This window comes from Fodinisporobacter ferrooxydans (assembly GCF_022818495.1).
GTDB lineage: Bacteria > Bacillota > Bacilli > Tumebacillales > MYW30-H2 > Fodinisporobacter > Fodinisporobacter ferrooxydans.
Genome location: NZ_CP089291.1, coordinates 3459783 through 3476715, shown reverse-complemented (window position 1 = coordinate 3476715; position 16933 = coordinate 3459783). Strand labels below are relative to the sequence as shown.

General features: G+C 42.8%; 14 protein-coding genes. 1 reads left to right on the top strand and 13 read right to left on the bottom strand.

Features of this window, described 5'->3' with window-relative positions; genetic code table 11:
- Nucleotides 1–22: 22 nt before the first annotated feature.
- From LSG31_RS16685 to LSG31_RS16625, 13 genes are all read right to left on the bottom strand, one after another.
- Entirely contained in the window at nucleotides 23–838 is an 816-nt protein-coding gene (locus LSG31_RS16685) for a sugar phosphate isomerase/epimerase family protein (protein ID WP_347436190.1), read from the bottom strand.
- Between the two features lie 16 nt (nucleotides 839–854).
- Nucleotides 855–1916 carry a Gfo/Idh/MocA family protein gene (locus LSG31_RS16680; protein WP_347436189.1) on the bottom strand — a complete coding sequence of 354 codons (1062 nt, stop codon included), beginning with the start codon at nucleotides 1914–1916 and terminating at the stop codon, nucleotides 855–857.
- Nucleotides 1917–2045: 129 nt separating this feature from the next.
- Nucleotides 2046–2807 (bottom strand): sugar phosphate isomerase/epimerase family protein, encoded by a 762-nt coding sequence (locus LSG31_RS16675; RefSeq protein WP_347436188.1) that lies wholly within the window; start codon nucleotides 2805–2807, stop codon nucleotides 2046–2048.
- 79 nt (nucleotides 2808–2886) lie between these two features.
- On the bottom strand, nucleotides 2887–3756 hold the full coding sequence (locus tag LSG31_RS16670) for a carbohydrate ABC transporter permease (protein WP_347436187.1): 870 nt from the start codon (nucleotides 3754–3756) through the stop codon (nucleotides 2887–2889).
- The gene (locus tag LSG31_RS16665; RefSeq protein ID WP_347436186.1) at nucleotides 3756–4730 is read right to left on the bottom strand and encodes a carbohydrate ABC transporter permease; all 975 of its coding nucleotides are present in this window, start codon (nucleotides 4728–4730) and stop codon (nucleotides 3756–3758) included. The genes LSG31_RS16670 and LSG31_RS16665 overlap by 1 nt, the downstream gene beginning before the upstream one ends.
- A 128-nt stretch (nucleotides 4731–4858) precedes the next feature.
- A complete protein-coding gene (locus LSG31_RS16660; RefSeq protein WP_347436185.1) occupies nucleotides 4859–6259 on the bottom strand; it encodes an ABC transporter substrate-binding protein in 1401 nt (466 codons plus the stop codon).
- 219 nt (nucleotides 6260–6478) lie between these two features.
- Nucleotides 6479–7393, bottom strand: a complete 915-nt coding sequence (locus tag LSG31_RS16655) for an AraC family transcriptional regulator (protein ID WP_347436184.1) — start codon at nucleotides 7391–7393, stop codon at nucleotides 6479–6481.
- Between the two features lie 32 nt (nucleotides 7394–7425).
- Nucleotides 7426–8721 carry an ABC transporter substrate-binding protein gene (locus LSG31_RS16650; RefSeq protein ID WP_347436183.1) on the bottom strand — a complete coding sequence of 432 codons (1296 nt, stop codon included), beginning with the start codon at nucleotides 8719–8721 and terminating at the stop codon, nucleotides 7426–7428.
- A gap of 110 nt (nucleotides 8722–8831) precedes the next feature.
- Nucleotides 8832–9623 (bottom strand): response regulator transcription factor, encoded by a 792-nt coding sequence (locus LSG31_RS16645; protein ID WP_347436182.1) that lies wholly within the window; start codon nucleotides 9621–9623, stop codon nucleotides 8832–8834.
- On the bottom strand, nucleotides 9601–11259 hold the full coding sequence (locus LSG31_RS16640; protein ID WP_347436181.1) for a sensor histidine kinase: 1659 nt from the start codon (nucleotides 11257–11259) through the stop codon (nucleotides 9601–9603). The genes LSG31_RS16645 and LSG31_RS16640 overlap by 23 nt, the downstream gene beginning before the upstream one ends.
- A gap of 357 nt (nucleotides 11260–11616) precedes the next feature.
- Nucleotides 11617–12708: a Gfo/Idh/MocA family protein gene (locus tag LSG31_RS16635; protein ID WP_347436180.1), complete on the bottom strand. Its 1092-nt coding sequence runs from the start codon at nucleotides 12706–12708 to the stop codon at nucleotides 11617–11619.
- A 26-nt stretch (nucleotides 12709–12734) separates the two neighbouring features.
- On the bottom strand, nucleotides 12735–13562 hold the full coding sequence (locus tag LSG31_RS16630; RefSeq protein ID WP_347436179.1) for a sugar phosphate isomerase/epimerase family protein: 828 nt from the start codon (nucleotides 13560–13562) through the stop codon (nucleotides 12735–12737).
- A 195-nt stretch (nucleotides 13563–13757) separates the two neighbouring features.
- Entirely contained in the window at nucleotides 13758–15002 is a 1245-nt protein-coding gene (locus LSG31_RS16625; RefSeq protein WP_347436178.1) for an MFS transporter, read from the bottom strand.
- 446 nt (nucleotides 15003–15448) lie between these two features.
- Between LSG31_RS16625 and LSG31_RS16620 the strand changes: the two genes are divergently transcribed.
- A complete protein-coding gene (locus LSG31_RS16620) occupies nucleotides 15449–16708 on the top strand; it encodes a trehalase family glycosidase (RefSeq protein WP_430734205.1) in 1260 nt (419 codons plus the stop codon).
- Nucleotides 16709–16933: the final 225 nt, after the last annotated feature.

The following is a 16933-nucleotide window of genomic DNA, read 5'->3' as shown; positions in this document are numbered from 1 at the left end:
CCCGATATTTTGCACCTTCGATTCAATCCAAATAACCTTTCAAAATTTCGATATGCTGCGGTATCGCCAGATGTGCCTCTGCTATTTCCGGATGCCATTTTCTTTCCCACTCAACGGTGAGATAACGATTATAACCTACTTGTTGAAGTTTTTTTACCACCTGTTGAACCGGAACTTCACCCAATCCAAACAATACCAAATCCCAACCATCCCCGTTGCGTTTCGCATCTTTTAAATGGACATGCCGTAACCGGTCTTTCAGGTTTTCATATGTTTCTTCCACCGTTTCTCCCATCCGATAGGGATGGTGCGTATCCCAAAGCGCCCCGATTCGATCGCTGGAAACTTGTTTCAGTGCATCCTTTACGAGATAGGATGAGGAAAATTCATCATGTGTCTCCAACAACACGTCAATTCCTAACTCCTCTGCACGGGAAACCACTTGATTTAAAGAATCAGCCACTCGCTGTACACAATCCGCATGATGCTGCGGATCTGTGTTGCTTTTATTGAATACGCCTCCGAACGTGCGGACAATCGGCACTTCCATAGCTGCCGCCAATTCGATATAGGCCAATAAATCATTGACATTTTGTTGACGTTCCTTTGCATCGCTCATGGCAAACCGGGTAGATGCACCGATTCCGACAATGTCCAATCCGTTTTCTTTTGCTAGCCGTACAATGTTGCGGCGCGCGCTAGCAGCGATGTCCGGGCGAATCACTTCCCCGTCCAACAATCGCAACTCGACACCGTCATACCCATATTTTACAGCGTTTGTCATGACTTCTTCCATCGACCATTCCGGACAAGCCAGATTGGAATAGGCAATTTTCATCGATAACACCCCATTATTAGTTAAGTGGCAAATACACCGTCTCGCCTGTCTGGGCAGATTTGTAGATGGCCAAAATAATTTCCAAACTTTTTCTTCCCTCAATTCCATTTACCAGCGGTTCCCGATTGCTTCGAACCGCGTCAATCATGTCTTGAAATTGGAATCGGTGTGCAGAAATCGCCGGTGTTGAAGCTGTATCATTCTTGTTGCATTCTGACTCTTGGGCCAGATTGGTCGCCTTGATTCTGTGATGCACACCTTTCACAGGCGTTTCGATTTGATATAAATGTGTCAATTGATCGGATTCAATGACTGCACTGCCGTTTGTTCCAAAAATCTCTAGCCGTGTCGATAATCCGGGATATGCTGCAGTCGTTCCTGCAATTGTACCCATTCCCCCGTTTCGAAAGCGAGCAATGGCAACTGCCACATCCTCTACTTCAATCCGCTCATGGTTCTTTGTCCCCATGTACGCATGCACACTTTCAATCGGTCCCATCAGATACTGCAATACATCAATCGTATGAATGGATTGGTTCATGAGAGCTCCTCCGCCATCAAACGCCCACGTGCCCCGCCAATCACCGCTGTCATAGTATCCTTGCGAACGATACCAATTGACTGCCGCTTCAGCCAAAAACAGTTGTCCAAGCTTGCCTTCTTCAATGCTTGCTTTGACTCTTGCCGTCGCAGGGTCAAACCGGTGCTGTGAAATGACGCAAAGCTTCACACCCGCTTCTTTGCATGCTTCAATCATGGCATCCGCCTTTTCTATGGCAATGTCAATCGGTTTTTCTACAATCACATGCTTTCCCGCCTTGGCCACTTCGACCGCAAAATCCGCGTGCATTCCACTCGGTGTGCAAATATTGACAATTTGAATATCCGGTCGTTTCAGCATTTGTCGAAAATCTTGATACCACTCGACTCCAAACGTTTCCCCGCTGCTTTTCGCCCGCTCCAAAACAGAATCTGTTACAGCCACCAGCTTTGCATCCGCAATCCGGCTAATTTCCTCCGCGTGTTTTAAGCCGATAACCCCACAACCGATCACTGCGAAACCGAGTGTTTCTGCCATCAAATAATCCCCTCTAACTTTTTCCTTTCGAATTTTTTCCATTCGAACTTTTTTCATTCGAACTTCTTCCGTTCGAATAGCATTTTGTTTCTTATCCTTTTGTTCTTGCGTTTCCTTTTGTACTTGCGTTTACACAAACTGTCGCAAAAATCGCGCAGCCGCTTTCATTTCCTCGCGAATATTGCCCCATCTGCATTCCACCGAGACGGGTCCGTCATATCCGATTTCTCTTAATATTTTGAAGTACTCATGATACGGATAGCTTCCACTGCCAGGATACAAGCGCCCGGAATCAGCGACATGCACATATCCCAGATGTTCTCGCACCTGATAAAGATCAGCTAACGGCTCCTCTTCCTCCATGATGTGATAAAGATCGGCCAGTATTTTTACTGAGGTTTTGTTGATTTGTTTGGCGTATTCATTTGCTTCTTTCAGGCTAAGAATGATATTTGTTTCTTTCCGATTGAGAAACTCGATGTTTACTTGAATCGAATAAGGTTCGGCAATACTTGCAAGCAAGCCGATAAAATCTACGAGTTGCGCTTTTGCCTGCTGTCGTTCAAAATGTTCCGGAACATTTCGGGCAGCGCCTGATCCAAATGAAATATGTCGTCCCCCCAACTCGGCCATCCGATAGAAAACAGTATCCAAGTACGTTCTGAGTTCAGCAAGCGCTACATTTGGACCGACTACATGCATGCCCCTTGGCAATAATACGTTAAAACTGGGAATGGGGACGTTGCAGCTTAACAACCGCTTGCGTTCTCTCTGCCAAACGTCTTCTTTTTCCATTGGCAGCGTTGATTCGACACGTAATTCCGCAAAATCGAAACCGCTTTCCGCAACATGAGAAAGATGCTCTGCATCCACGCAACAACCCAGCAACATAGGAACCCTCCACTCATAATAAATGTACTTTGAAACATGATAAAATTTGTTGTCCGATTGATGGCCGATCGATGTTCCATCAGCCCTTTACCGCTCCGCTTGCCAAGCCTCCCATGATGTATTTTTGGAAGAATAGAAAGATGATCACAATTGGCAAACCGCTTGTCAGGCTTGCTGCCATCAACTGGCCCCAATATACGTCTCCTCCAGCTTCACCGCTTGCAATATATGCCTGTAAACCAACAGCAACTGTATGTGTTGCGGGTGATGTCAACACACTCGCAAACAAAACGTCGCTCCAAGCCAGCAAAAACGAAAATACGAAAGAAACTACCATTCCCGGCAACATTAACGGGAATACAATGTGCCTGACAACTTGCCAGCGGGTACATCCGTCAACCAATCCTGCTTCTTCCAGTTCAACCGGAATGTTCGCCATATAGGATAACAGCAACCAGCAAGCAAATGGCAATGCAAACGTCATGTAAGTAATAATCACTGTATAGTACTGTCCCACAAGGTGAACATTGATTGCGTTTTGAATGATGACGAGGATGACAAATAACGGCAACAACATCATGACTTGGGGAATCGTCTGCATCGTAATCAAGGAAAGCAAAAACGTCTTTCTTCCTCTAAATTGAAAGCGGGCAAGAACATATGCTGCGCCTAAAGCGATGATCGTTGACAGGATGCCAGTAAAGGCGGAGATTATAATACTGTTTTGAATATTTTGCGCAAGGTTTACCGTTTGCCACATTTGGACGTAATTGTTCCATGCAAAATGCGTAGGCAAAAGGGAACCGGAACCAACTTCCGAATCCGGTGTAATAGAAATCAGAATGACATAGGAAATCGGCAAGAGTATCATGATCGCAAAGATACAAATCCCAATCGCTCGCAATTTGTTCCATACCCCGCGCTGTGAAGTTAAACGTTTTGCCGGCATCAAGATTCCTCCCCCAGCCGCAACATACGAATATAGAAAAATGCCGGAATCATCATTAATACGAGTGTAAGCAACGACATGGCGGCACCCAGGCCAAAATTAAACGTTTGGAACGATGTAACATACACGTTTAAAGGCAAAACGTCCGCTTGCGGTGCAGGTGGCGTTCCGAACATAATAAACGGCAACGTAAAATTATTAAAATGGTTCAATGTCGAAAGCAAAAGTGCCAATCCCAAAATCGGACGGAGTGACGGCAATGTAATGGAAAAGAAACAACGAATGGGTGTGGCGCCATCCATATGAGCGGATTCATACAGATCGTCCGAAATTCCCTGCAATCCCGCCAAAACCATCAAATACACAAACGGCCACGAAGACCAAATGTCCGCAATCACCATCGCCCAAAAACTATGCGGCCCAATTAACCAGAATGTATTCTTGCTCGCCAAATGGAGCGCCGACAAAATCCTGTCAATTAAGCCCCACCCGTTCATAAACAGCAGTCGCCAGGTAATTGCATTTACGAATATCGGCATGACATAAGGGATCAGGAACATTGCCCGCACCCATCTTTGTCCACGGAACGGTTTATTCACCAATAATGCTGCGATGATTCCGATTGGGGTAATACCGATCGTAGTCAGCAGGGAAAATGCGATACTTACCCAAACACTCTGAATGGCAGAAGCACCCAGTGCATTTCCTTGCGTAAATGCATTTACGTAATTCTTCCATCCGACAAATGGAGCGTGTGTCCAGTTGGCAATCGTATACTGATCCAACTTGGTAAAACTGGTGTAAACAGCTACTAAAAATGGTGCGACAACAATGATGATAAGAAGCAATAATGCCGGAAACATCATCCAATAAGGAGGGCTGTTCCTTTTTTGCAACTTGCCGACTCCTGGCCCCACACGTGAAACGGTGTTTGCAGCTGAAGATGTGATTGGCTCAACCTGTGTTTCCCGCACATTTTCCCCTCCTTCAAAGAAAAGTTGCGACATGCCTTTGCGGGCAAATGCCATGGCCGTTTAGCTGGAAATCTGCATGAGGATGGAGCAAATGGAGGTGGGAGGCTTCCCACCCCATCTCGTACTGATTACTGCTGCAAGGATGACTGTACCTGTGCATTGGCCGCTTTTAACAGATTGGCAATGTCCGCTTCTTTATAAGAGTTTGTCGCAATCTCATTGGCGATTTTGCTTGCAACACCTCCGTAGACGACTTCAAGATTCCCCCATGCACCGGTAAACGGAGTCGGTGAAGCATTCTTTTCCGCATCAATAAATGCTTTGATGAGATCTGTATTTAATTCCGGATCATTTTGATAGGCATCTAAGTTTGCCGGCATATACCCGTACGTTTTGAAAAATTCCTGTTGTTGTTTTACATCTGTTAAAAACTTCAAAAATTTTAACACTGCCTGGTAGCGTGCCCCCGTTACATAATTCGGTATACAAAAATATTGACCGGATACGATCGTTTGCGTCGGCACGCCACCTGCGGGCAAAGTTGTCATGCCGTAGGGAATGGTCGGCATAGGTGCAAATGCATAATCATTTTTTACAACCGATTTGCTTAATGCGGGTACCATGGTAGGTGCACGCATGATTTCCATACCGACATGCCCATTTTCAAATGCTTTATCGGCGTCTACCGCTTTATACGTGAGATCGTTGGGTGACACGATATGGTATTTTGTCAGCCAATCAAACCAAAATTTTAATCCATTGATCGACTCCTTTGAATCCAATGTTGCTGTTTTGAGATCCTTGCTGATGAAATCACCACCGAGTTGTTTGGTGAATCCCCAACCGATTTTCCAGGGATCAAAGGAATCGGACGGGTCAATGACAGTCCCCCATTGGTCTTTGGATGGATTTGTCATTTTTTTTGCATCATCCACAAATTCCGTCCATGTCTTTGGCGGAGTTTTGATTCCTGCCGCAGCAAACATTTTCTTGTTGTAAACCATGCCAAATGGCTGCATATATTCGGGTACGGCAATGTATTTGTCAGGGCTTGGGCCGGACATTGTCATTTGTGCCGGGAAGAACTTCTTCTGTCCGCCCAGCGTGTTCCAGTCTTGTTGGCTGAACACATGAAATCCATTCGTCGCATATGCGGTCGGAATTAATGTTGACCCAAGTTCGAAAATATCCGGTCCTTGTTTCGTCGCCAAAGATGTTTGGATCGACGTGTTTTCTTCGGCTGCTGTACTCCATGCGGAAAATTTAATATGAACTCCGGGATTCGCTTTTTCGAATTCTGGAATTAATGTGTTTTTGAACAGATTTTCTTGTGCTTTCGGATCTGCGTTGTATCTGCCTACATACACGGTAATCGTTATGTTTTTACCGCCAGCCGAGTTTCCTTTGGCGGGAGCGGACGAACCGCTTGTTGCAGCGGAACCGCAACCGGCTACGACTAATGTGCCGCTGAGACTGATCCCCGCCAATGCAAGAATTTTTCTTTTTGAAATCGCTTTCAATTTTGCCATAACACATATTCCCCCTATTGTTTGTATTGTGCAATCACATTACGATTTCTCATATACAAATCATAGATAATTGTTTCCCCGCGCCCCTCCCTTCTCACCTATTTTTTGCAAAACTATGATTCTACTTTTAGCTTATTGATGAAGAGTTTAAAATAAAACTCATGTTTCACGCCTGTAATCGACTTTTCATGCTTCGGCTTTGCGCTCCTTGTGTCTTACTTAACCGCTTTTTGAACATGCACTTGTAAGATGTTGCTTTGTTTGTCGAGGGAATGGACCGAGGATTGCGCTGCATGTTTGCTTCCTGTATGCTGTCGGTGAAATTCCTAGCTTTTGCCGAAAATATCTGCTAAAATGCGCTAAACTTTCAAATCCGGAATCCATTGTAATATCCGATATCGACATTTCCGGCTCGGTTTCCAGTAAATACTTGGCCCAATTCAAGCGACGGCTCATGAGATAATCCATCACTGTACTTCCGGTAATTTCCTTGAATACATGTGACAAGTAATATTTGCTGATGTTTAAATTTTGGGCAATATCATCGAGGTGAATTTTTTTCGTAAAATGCAAATCGATCCATTGGATCATTCGTTCTACATGCTGTTCTTTTTCAGATGTATGATTGGGAGAATCTCTTTCATCCAGTACACATAATTCATAGATATGAAAAAGAAGTTCTACAAGCAACGTTTTGATTCGCGCTTCACTATATCGTTGGGGATTCTGTTTCGATGCATCACTTGCTTGTTCCGCGATTCTTTGCATTAACTCATCGATTTTTTTCAGGGAGAAGTCATCAGCGGTCCGCAGCAAACAGTTTCGCCGTTTCTGGAACGGACTTAACAACTCCGGCATGTTGATCAATTTTGTAACAGGACGGATCCAATCAGGAGAAAATTGAATGACACTTCGTTCATACGGCACGGGTGGCAAAGGAATCGCACGATGCAGCGTCAGACCATTCATTAGAATCAAATCTCCCGGCTGCAAATCATAAACACGATCATGAATCATATATTTGCAATTTCCACTATGAAAATGATAAATCTCGAATTGATTATGTGAATGTAGACTTGTATGAGGGAATTTTTCATCTTTTTTTCGAAAACATGCCGTTATCCAGTGTTTCATTTTCGATCCCCACCTAAAAAGTATCGACAAAATTATTGAATATCGTCGTAAAACTTTTTCTCTAGTTCCTGAAACACTTGATCGTATGATGCTTTGCCAAACTCCAGCTGTTGGGTGATCCGTTTATAATCGGGTTCCTCGAAATTTCCCCATCCTTTGGGACCTGACGCAAATGGATTGGCATCTTTGGCGGTCTTCTTTATAAGCTCCAGCTGTTCTTTATCTGCGTCCGTAAAATTGGAACGCAACGCATCCAACACTTGATTCGATACCGGAATCCCCCTTGTAGTCCCCAGAATTTCCGCAGCTTTCGGATCATGAATAAACCAATTAATAAAGTTCTTTGCTTCTTTTATGTGCTTGGAGCGAGGATTCACCGCCCAAAACATCGATGGCTTCAAATAACCGCCGGCTTGTACTCCTTTTGGCATCGTAGTCAATGCGAATATGCCCGGTCGGATACTGTTGTAAGCAGGAAATTCGGCTGCGAACATCGGCCGGAATAATACCGTTCCGTTTAATAATAAGTCTTGTTTTGGATCATACTGTTTTTCAGATGTCTCCACATTCGGCGGTGGAACGACGCCTTCTTTCCGCAATTCCGCAAATGTCCGCTCCCAATTGGCCCATGTGTGCTCATCAATCGCAAACTTTGCTGCTGCAATATCGCCTTTGCCCATGGCCAATTGATAGGTTTGATAGACTCTCGCATCCGCAGAACTGTCACTGATTGCGAAATGACCTTGCTCAAGTTTTGGTTGAATTTTCTTTGCTAGCTGAAAATACGCATCCCAAGTCCAGCTGGCTCTCGGAAGGGATATGCCCAGTTTTTCCAAGGCAATTTTATTATAGGCGATGCCATACGCATTATTTCCTAAAGCGACTGCATATAACTTGCCCTTATATTTGCCCGAATCCAGAAGCGGTTGATCGATGTCTCCCGTGCTGATTCCTGTCGACAAATCAGCCAATCGTCCACGAGCTGCATAGTCCGCGAGATATGCTGCATCCATTTGGATGATATCTGGAGCTGCGTTTGCGGATTCCTCTGTCGCAAGTGTCTTCCAGTAATCATTGTATGAGGAATATTCGGCAGTAAACGTTTCATCAGGATGTTCTTTTTCATACAATTTGATCGCTTTTAATGTTACATCATGTCGAACCTGGGAACCCCACCAGGCGATCTTCAAATGGATTATGTTTTGACTCGAGACACTTCCTCCTTCTGTTTGTGTGGAAGTAGTAAGTCCGCATCCGGCCAATGCCAATCCTAAGGTTGAAAAAATCATGAATGCTTGGATATGCTTCAGACAGCATGTTCCCTCCATCGTTCCCCCTATTGAATACCTGATATACTTATTGTAATGCGCTTTCTTTTCATTTTATATACTACGAATGAACAAAATATTTTAAAATATAACAATTTTTAATGAAAGGTTTATCTAATGAAATCGGTTGGGTTCATCCCCATATATTTCTTAAATAGGGTACTAAAATAAGGCGTGTTTTTATATCCGACTTTTTCGGCGATCTCATATACCAAATAGTTTCCTTCCAGAATCATTGCTTTCGCTTTTTCCAACCGAACAAGCGTCAGGTAATGATTAAACGATTCCCCTGTAGCTTTTTTGAAAATCTGATTCAAGTAGTTTTTCGATATATATAATTTTTCTGCTATTTCGCAAATCGTTATATCTTTCGCGTAATGTTCTTGAATATACTGAATCACGAACTCGACCATTTTCTTATGTTTTATATTTTCATTTCCTGATTTCGCCAAATCGTTATCATAAAACGGTTCATACATCTTAAGACGCTGTTTGATTTCTTCTTGGAACACTCGTTGTACCGCTTCCTGTTCCAATTGCCGGATTGCGTTTTGAATCACTGTTTTGATCGTGGAGATTGTCACTGGCTTTGACAGGTAATCATCCACTTGCAACCGGAGTGCCTGCCTGGCATATTCAAAATCCGAGTAGCCGCTTAAGATGATCAATTTGCCTTGATAGTCTTCATTACGTAATTGTTCAAGCATTTCCAACCCGCTCATCACAGGCATATAAATATCCGTCAATACAATATCCGGTCGTTCGTTCCGAATGACATCCAAACCTTTTTTTCCGTCGAGTCCTTCCCCAACACATACGGCATTCAATTCTCCCCAGGGAATGGCGCGTTTCATTCCTGTAAGGACTTGCGGATCATCATCAATGATTACTATTTTCCACATATTGCAGTCCCCCAAAATTCTGTTTATCCGTTATCTTGGGTAATCGAAACGATACTACCGTACCCATGTTTTCAAGACTTTCCATCTGAATGCCAAAGGAGCTTCCAAAATACGCTTTTAAACGTTCGCTGACGTTGCGTATGCCATATCCCCCCAATTGTTTATTGTCATTGCGATTGTCCGCTCGAAGTCCAATCCCGTTATCGGCAATCTGTACATGCAAAAAATCTTTATCTTCGGAAATCCGAATCAAACTATGGCCCTCATGCCGGTCGTGAAATCCATGTAAAATTGAATTTTCTACGAACGGCTGCAAGGTAAGTTTGGGGATATAAAATTCTTGAACTTCTGACGGTACATCAAATTGATATGTAATTCCTTCGCCTAAACGGATTTGTTGAATTTTCATATAACATTCCAGGTGCAGCAATTCCTCCCGAATCGTTATCAAACTTTCTCCATTGGATAATCCAATTCGAAACATCTTGCCCATTAATTCCAGAACCATGCTCATTCGTTCCTCACCCGCAGCAATCGCCATCCAATTTAATTGGTCCAGTGTGTTATATAAAAAATGCGGGTTTATCATGGATTGCAGTGCTTTGATTTCCGCTTCCCTTTGCTTCTGGTATTGGTTATCCAACGAGTGGTATAGTTCCAGAATACGATTGACCATATGCTTATATCCTTGAAATAGGGCGCCAAACTCGTTTTGGTAGTCTTCCGGCAGGCGATTTTCGCCAAATTCCCTTGGTATATCTTTCATATTTTTGATGAGTTCAAATATCGGGCGAGTAAATTGTTTCGATATATATAACGTAAAAAGCAAGGATACGATGATGGCAATCAACCCAAATCCCGTAAAAATAACTGCCATGCGAAAACTCCCATCAGCAAGTTTACGCAATGGCGTTACTTCGATTAAAATCCAACCCGATTGAAACGAACGATTCCATACAACCAGTTGGTCATTACTACGTGTTACTCCATTTTCATTTTGTTCCTTTTGATCCCCCAATGTATCGATCTGATTGAGATATACATTGGCTTTTCGGATAAAATCCGGATCTCCGGCACCGACAATCAGATATCCACCAGAATCTAAGAGAAGTACATTTGATACGATTCCCTCACCCTGAAACATCTTTTTAAAATCATCCGACTTTAGATTGATCACCAAAAATCCTTGTGTAACACCAACAGAATTATAAAGTTTTCTGACAAAACTAATCACAGAAACCTTTCCATGATTCGTAAGAATTTTATGCTCGCCAATCCAGGAAAAATCTGAATTTTTAACTTTTTGATACCATGCCAATGTTTGCATGTCTTTCAATCTGTCGTACTGTATAGACACTTGTTGTCCATAACTTGGCGGATTTTCCAGATATATCGTTATCGAATCGATGATTGGCTCGCTAAATGTAATATTTTCGATACTATTCGTCATATTCGTTACCGTTTGATTGCGTTTATATGTGTCATCAATCCCTTTCATAAACGTATGCAAAGCATCATTTCTTGCTATTGCCAACGATAGATCTTCAATCGATGTCATTTCAATTTCCAATTTCTTATTTAATTGACTCAATATGCTTTTTTGAAATGAAGTCGTATTGATTTCCAGTTGATTCAACGAAAGGTCATAACTCACCCAACTGACAAAAATGGTTAAAACAACAATGATTCCTGCAAAACTGCCAAAAAAAATATAACCGATACTGTAAGATTTAAACGGATTACGGATACGAATCTCTCCTTTTCCAATCAAAACGAATTGAAAACGGATACATATTTGCTGTGTTTCCAGTATATAGCGAATGTTTGCATGTTTTCAATTCCCTGAGTCGAATCCCTGTGGCGATTCGATCAACGAAATAAAAAAAGCAGGCTCCCCATTTCAAGGTTTTGCCTGCTCTTGCCTGCTCTTGCCTGCTTTTTTATTCCGACTGCCCAAAACTATGCATCATCCGTTTGGAGCCATACATGTTTACTATACTACTATTTTTGCTTGTTCCGTGTTTTGCAGCGGCAATTTTACCAGTTCACCGGTTCTTGCAGATTCATAGATAGCCAGAATAATTTCAAGCGGACGGATGGCTTCTTCCCCATTTACCTGAGGTTCACGATTTTCATCAAGTGCGTCAATCATATCTTGTATTTGTGCCAGATGGCCTTTATGTGAGATCGCGGCTGGATCCGCGGCGCCTGTTTCATCTTTCTTGCTTTTTTCTGCAGCGACCTTGCCTCCGTAGTTGCCAACCTCTCCTGCTTCATCGCGAAAAACAGCATGCACCAACGCATCATTATCAATGACAGCGCTGCCATCTTTGCCAAACACTTCAATCCGTGTTGTAAGTCCCGGATATGCGCAAGTAGTCCCCACAATTGTACCAATCGCACCATTCCGGAACCTTACAGTAGCAACCGCAGCATCTTCGACCTCAATGCGTTCATGTCCCAATGTTTCACAATGTGCATATACGCTTGCAACCGGGCCCATCAGATACTGCAATACGTCAATTGTATGAATTCCCTGATTCATCAAAGCGCCGCCGCCGTCCAATTCCCATGTGCCGCGCCAGTCGCCGCTGTCATAGTACGCTTGTGACCGGTACCAATTGATGGCGCCCGTACCCATCAGCAATTTGCCAAAACGGCCGTTTTCGATTTCTTGCTTCACCTGAACAGTTGCCGGATCAAACCGGTGCTGTGAAATGACCGCCAATTTTACATTTGCTTTCTTACATTCCTCGATCATCTCATGTGCCATATCAAGAGTTACATCCATCGGCTTTTCAGCAATGACATGTTTTCCGGCGCGTGCCGCCGCAATCGCGTGCCTTCCATGCATTCCACTTGGCGTACAAACATTTACGATATCGATGGCCGGATTTACCAACATTTCCTGCAGATCCGTATACCAATCGCAATGATATGTTTTGGCGATCTCGCGCGCCCGATCCGGAATCACATCACATACCGCAACAAGTTTTGCCTGCTCGATATGTTGAAGCGTTGCTGCATGTGCTTTTCCAATCACACCCGCACCCACAATGGCAAATCCATATTGTTTTTTTGCCATTTCATTTTCCCTCCCAATCTTTTAACCTATGACCACTCTTCGCCGATTTGTGCCAACAACCCCTTCAATGCGGAAGTTGCCGTTTTAAACAATTCTGGTCCGCTAAAACCGGAAAATGAACCTGCTGCTTTTAAATGCGGTTCCAGTGATAGAAAACCGGAGTAGCCTTTCCTTTGCAAAGCTTTCAACACGTCCAAAACTTCACCGTCGCCTTCGCCTGCCGGAACGACTTTGCCTTGATCGAATAAAGCATCTTTTATATGTACATATTCAATATAGTTTTCCAATAACGGAAATCCGTTCGCAAACGGTTTCACTCCGCATTGCACAAAATTGGCAGGATCGAATGCACAACGCAAATGGGGAGATTGGCATGTTTCTAAAATGTCCAGACAACGTTCCGCAATATCACCGTAAATTTCCTTTTCATTCTCATGCAAAAGCACAACTCCGGCAGCTTCTGCCCGCTTTACAAGCGCTTGCATTCGTCCTATGACTTCATTCCGATACTGTGCAGGATCTTCCCCTTGCGGAATAAAAAATGAGAAAATTCGGATATACGGTGCGTTAAACATGTTCGCCACATCGATTGCCCTGTCAAAGTCAACCAAATGTTGTTCAAAATCATCCGTGATTTTAATTTTGCCGATCGGAGAACCAACCGAAGACATTTGAATCCCGCGCCGGTCCATCTCTGCTTTCACTTGCTGCAATTCTTCATCGCTCAGCTTCAAAACGTTTTTTCCCCATGCTCCCCGAAATTCGATATGTTTGATTCGTTCTGATTCCAGTATATCGAGCTGAACCTTTAGATCCGGTGAAATCTCATCTGCAAAACCGGTGAGTATTACCATATCCATCATCCTCCCTTCATAAGCGCTGGTTTTATTATAATAAGAAACCAGCTATGAGGATTGATTGAAATTGTGAAATTTTACGCTTCATTTTACTCTGCTTGCTCAGTTTCCTTGATCCCAAAAATCAAGCGGATTGACTTTGAGATCGGGTGTTACATGGCCACTCAAGAAAATGGCGACTCGTAATGGGTGTCATGTTCTCCGTTTTCTTCTGATAGTAATATACAAACTTTTATCGAGCGTCCCGGAACCATATTTGCGCGTTAACGGATGCAGCCAATACACGACTGCCATCAATAAAAATACAACAGCACTTACAAAGAAAGGGGCGGCAGGACCGAACGCATCGTATAAAGTTCCACCCGCCAGAGGGCCTGTTGCACTCCCGATTCCTTCGACAGTCATAAAAATCCCCCACATCGCACCGCGTTGATCTGCAGGAATGCTAAGAGACAAAATCGTATTCCAAGAAGGCAAAATTAACGCATATGCAAAACCAATGATGCAGATCAATACCATCAACGAACCGATGGTACGAAACAACGGGAGAATCAGGAGAAGAAGTCCGCTTATAACAAAACCCGCGATCAGAAAATAACGGGCGCCAAACCGATCGACAAGTCTGCCGATGGGAATCAAAAAAAGAACGGTAACGAGTCCTCCTGTAGTCAGTAGAATGCTAAACCACATTGTCGGCAAGTGCAGAACGGAATTTGCGTACACAGTCAGTATGGGAATTAACAATGCAAACGCAAAGGTTTGCGCAAACATGCCCGGAAAAAAGGAGGAAACAGACTTGATCCGTTGTTTCAGCGTTCGAAAGTATTGCAAATTTGTTTGATCCGTCCTATTTCGTATGTGGGTTTGCCAATTTTGAAAGAACAAAGCCAATAAAAATGCAACGCCAAGACAGCCAAATAGCACAAAAAAGGCGATGGAATACGCAGTGCGAGGTATTAAATTAATTAAAATAGGACCTAGTCCGGCACCGACGATCCAAAACTGAAACATGATCCCCATCATCGTCGCACGATCTTGTTCAGGCACACGATGGATCGTGCCTGTAATTACAGAAGGCCAGGTGGGGCTAGTGCCAACTCCCAACAATCCAAGACCCGCAAACACCCAAAACGTCGTATGTGTTTGTACTACGATATATAAAGAAACGAATGCAATTGTTATACCAATGATGAGTACAAGCTTTTGTCCATATCGATCGATCAGCCAGCCTGCCAAAGGGCGCAGCAAATTGTCGGTGAAATAATGAACGGCGAGGGCAGCACCCATTACTGTTTTGGACAAACCCAAGTTCTCTGTAAGGTAAAGCGGCAAAATCGCAAAAAGCAATGCACCGCGCATAAATTCCATAAGCAGCAGTGTTGTCAAAAGCGTAAATATGGGCTTTGACAAAATGAGATCACGCAAGTTTTTTTCCATCGATACTGCTTCCCCCTTGCTAAACCTCTTGAATTTCCAGATTTCATTTGCCCCCTGCAATATACGTTAATCGCTTCATCTCCCATCGTATCAATCGGAAAATAACCGACATCCGTCAATGTTCGTCCTTTTGTAAATTGTCTTTTGATATTTGTGACTTTACCAAAGAGACAAAATGCGTTTTTAAATCAACAAATCGAACCAGAGATTTAGGTGATTGGTTTGCCCTTAATTTACCCAGACAATGTCACTTCTATAAATCAATCGACCCCGGTTTTAAACCGGTGTATATTCATGTACCACATTAGATTCCGGGAAAAGCTTAAATTTTAGCGAAGATATTGAATGGTGCAGAATTTTTCAGCGTATATGATTATAGGGCATGAGGCAAAGCTCGGGCGTCGCAGATTTAATGCTTTCAATATCTTGGCGAGTAACAACTGGAGGTGGATACATTGTATTTTGATTTACCTCAGATTCGGGTTCAATGCAGCGATAGAACGATTGAGAAAACATTGCTTCATATTCATCAGTTTTGGAAATATCTCATCAAAACGGCTCCTCCATACACAAAAAACGAGTTGTTTTATTTGCCGCATTCTTACGTAGTTCCGGGCGGCGTATTCCAGCAATTGTTTTACTGGGACAGCTATTTTATGATATTGGGATTAAAGATTTCCAAACTTCATTCATTAGCAAGAGGCATTGTAGAAAATTTTTTATATGAAATAAAAACATTCGGTATAATACCAAACAGTTCTGAACTTGCTCATTTAAGCCGATCTCAACCTCCCTTTCTTACATCCATGATTCAGGAAGTTTGGGAAGGGGATCTGGAATGGCTCCGGTACGCCTATGAGTGGGCCAAAGTCGAGTATGAGAATGTCTGGATGGATGCCAATACGCATTTCCATCAAGAAATTGGTTTGAATCGCTACTATGATCGATTAGAATCCTTGCTTAAAGTGAAAGGCGAATCATATCTTTACTTTTCCGATACGTATTTTTCCGAGCGTTTCTGGCAAGAGCGGGTGGAAGCCGAATCAGGGTGGGATTATACAGGACGGTTTTATAGGCAATGTGGAAATGTTATCCCGGTAGATTTGAATTCCTTATTATACAAATATGAAACGGATTTTTCATATTTATCCAAAATACTACATTTAGAAAATGAAGTTGTTTTTTGGAAAAATAGGGCTTCAAAACGAAAAAAATTAATGGATCAATATCTTTGGAATCAAGAATTAGGAATGTATCTCGATTACAACTTTGTCACCAAACAGCAGTACCGCTATTTTTCTCTTGCAACCTTTTATCCATTGTGGGCAAGTGTTGCTTCTCCTCAACAAGCGGCTAAAATACGAAAACATATTTCGTTATTTCTTTGTGCTGGCGGAATGGTGACATCAACCGTACCTTCCGGATTTCAATGGGATTATCCGAATGGGTGGGCCCCTTTACAATGGATTGTGATTCAGGGTTTGAAAAATTACGGTTATTTGGAAGAAAGTTTACAAATCGCCAAGAGATGGATTCGCTTATGTACACATGTGTTTTTAAAACATGGTAAATTATATGAAAAATATAATGTAGTGGATTTTAATATCCAAGCTGTAGGACGCTATCCTTTACAAGAAGGATTCGGTTGGACGAATGGCATTTATGAAAAAATTGCTGTTGATATTTTGGGATGTATTGTCCAATAAATAAAACCATCGATTCACTTAAAAAGAAAATCAAAACACAATAAAAAAAAACAGTGGACAATCATAGGATCCACTGGTAATACAGTCGAATTCAACTCTTGGGAAAGTCTTTTATAGATCAATCAAACATCACCTTTAAATGCCCGCAATGTGAGTGCTGCAATGGAACCAAATGCCCCGACGAAAAGGATTGACATTGTCACAAAACCCAGCATGATGTACCCC

Excerpts from the sequence above, each read along its gene's own strand:
- LSG31_RS16685 (WP_347436190.1), bottom strand. The coding sequence starts at position 838 with ATGAAAATTGCCTATTCCAATCTGGCTTGTCCGGAATGGTCGATGGAA.
- LSG31_RS16680 (WP_347436189.1), bottom strand. The coding sequence starts at position 1,916 with ATGGCAGAAACACTCGGTTTCGCAGTGATCGGTTGTGGGGTTATCGGC.
- LSG31_RS16675 (WP_347436188.1), bottom strand. The coding sequence starts at position 2,807 with ATGTTGCTGGGTTGTTGCGTGGATGCAGAGCATCTTTCTCATGTTGCG.
- LSG31_RS16670 (WP_347436187.1), bottom strand. The coding sequence starts at position 3,756 with ATGCCGGCAAAACGTTTAACTTCACAGCGCGGGGTATGGAACAAATTG.
- LSG31_RS16660 (WP_347436185.1), bottom strand. The coding sequence starts at position 6,259 with ATGGCAAAATTGAAAGCGATTTCAAAAAGAAAAATTCTTGCATTGGCG.
- LSG31_RS16655 (WP_347436184.1), bottom strand. The coding sequence starts at position 7,393 with ATGAAACACTGGATAACGGCATGTTTTCGAAAAAAAGATGAAAAATTC.
- LSG31_RS16650 (WP_347436183.1), bottom strand. The coding sequence starts at position 8,721 with ATGGAGGGAACATGCTGTCTGAAGCATATCCAAGCATTCATGATTTTT.
- LSG31_RS16645 (WP_347436182.1), bottom strand. The coding sequence starts at position 9,623 with ATGTGGAAAATAGTAATCATTGATGATGATCCGCAAGTCCTTACAGGA.
- LSG31_RS16635 (WP_347436180.1), bottom strand. The coding sequence starts at position 12,708 with ATGGCAAAAAAACAATATGGATTTGCCATTGTGGGTGCGGGTGTGATT.
- LSG31_RS16630 (WP_347436179.1), bottom strand. The coding sequence starts at position 13,562 with ATGGTAATACTCACCGGTTTTGCAGATGAGATTTCACCGGATCTAAAG.
- LSG31_RS16625 (WP_347436178.1), bottom strand. The coding sequence starts at position 15,002 with ATGGAAAAAAACTTGCGTGATCTCATTTTGTCAAAGCCCATATTTACG.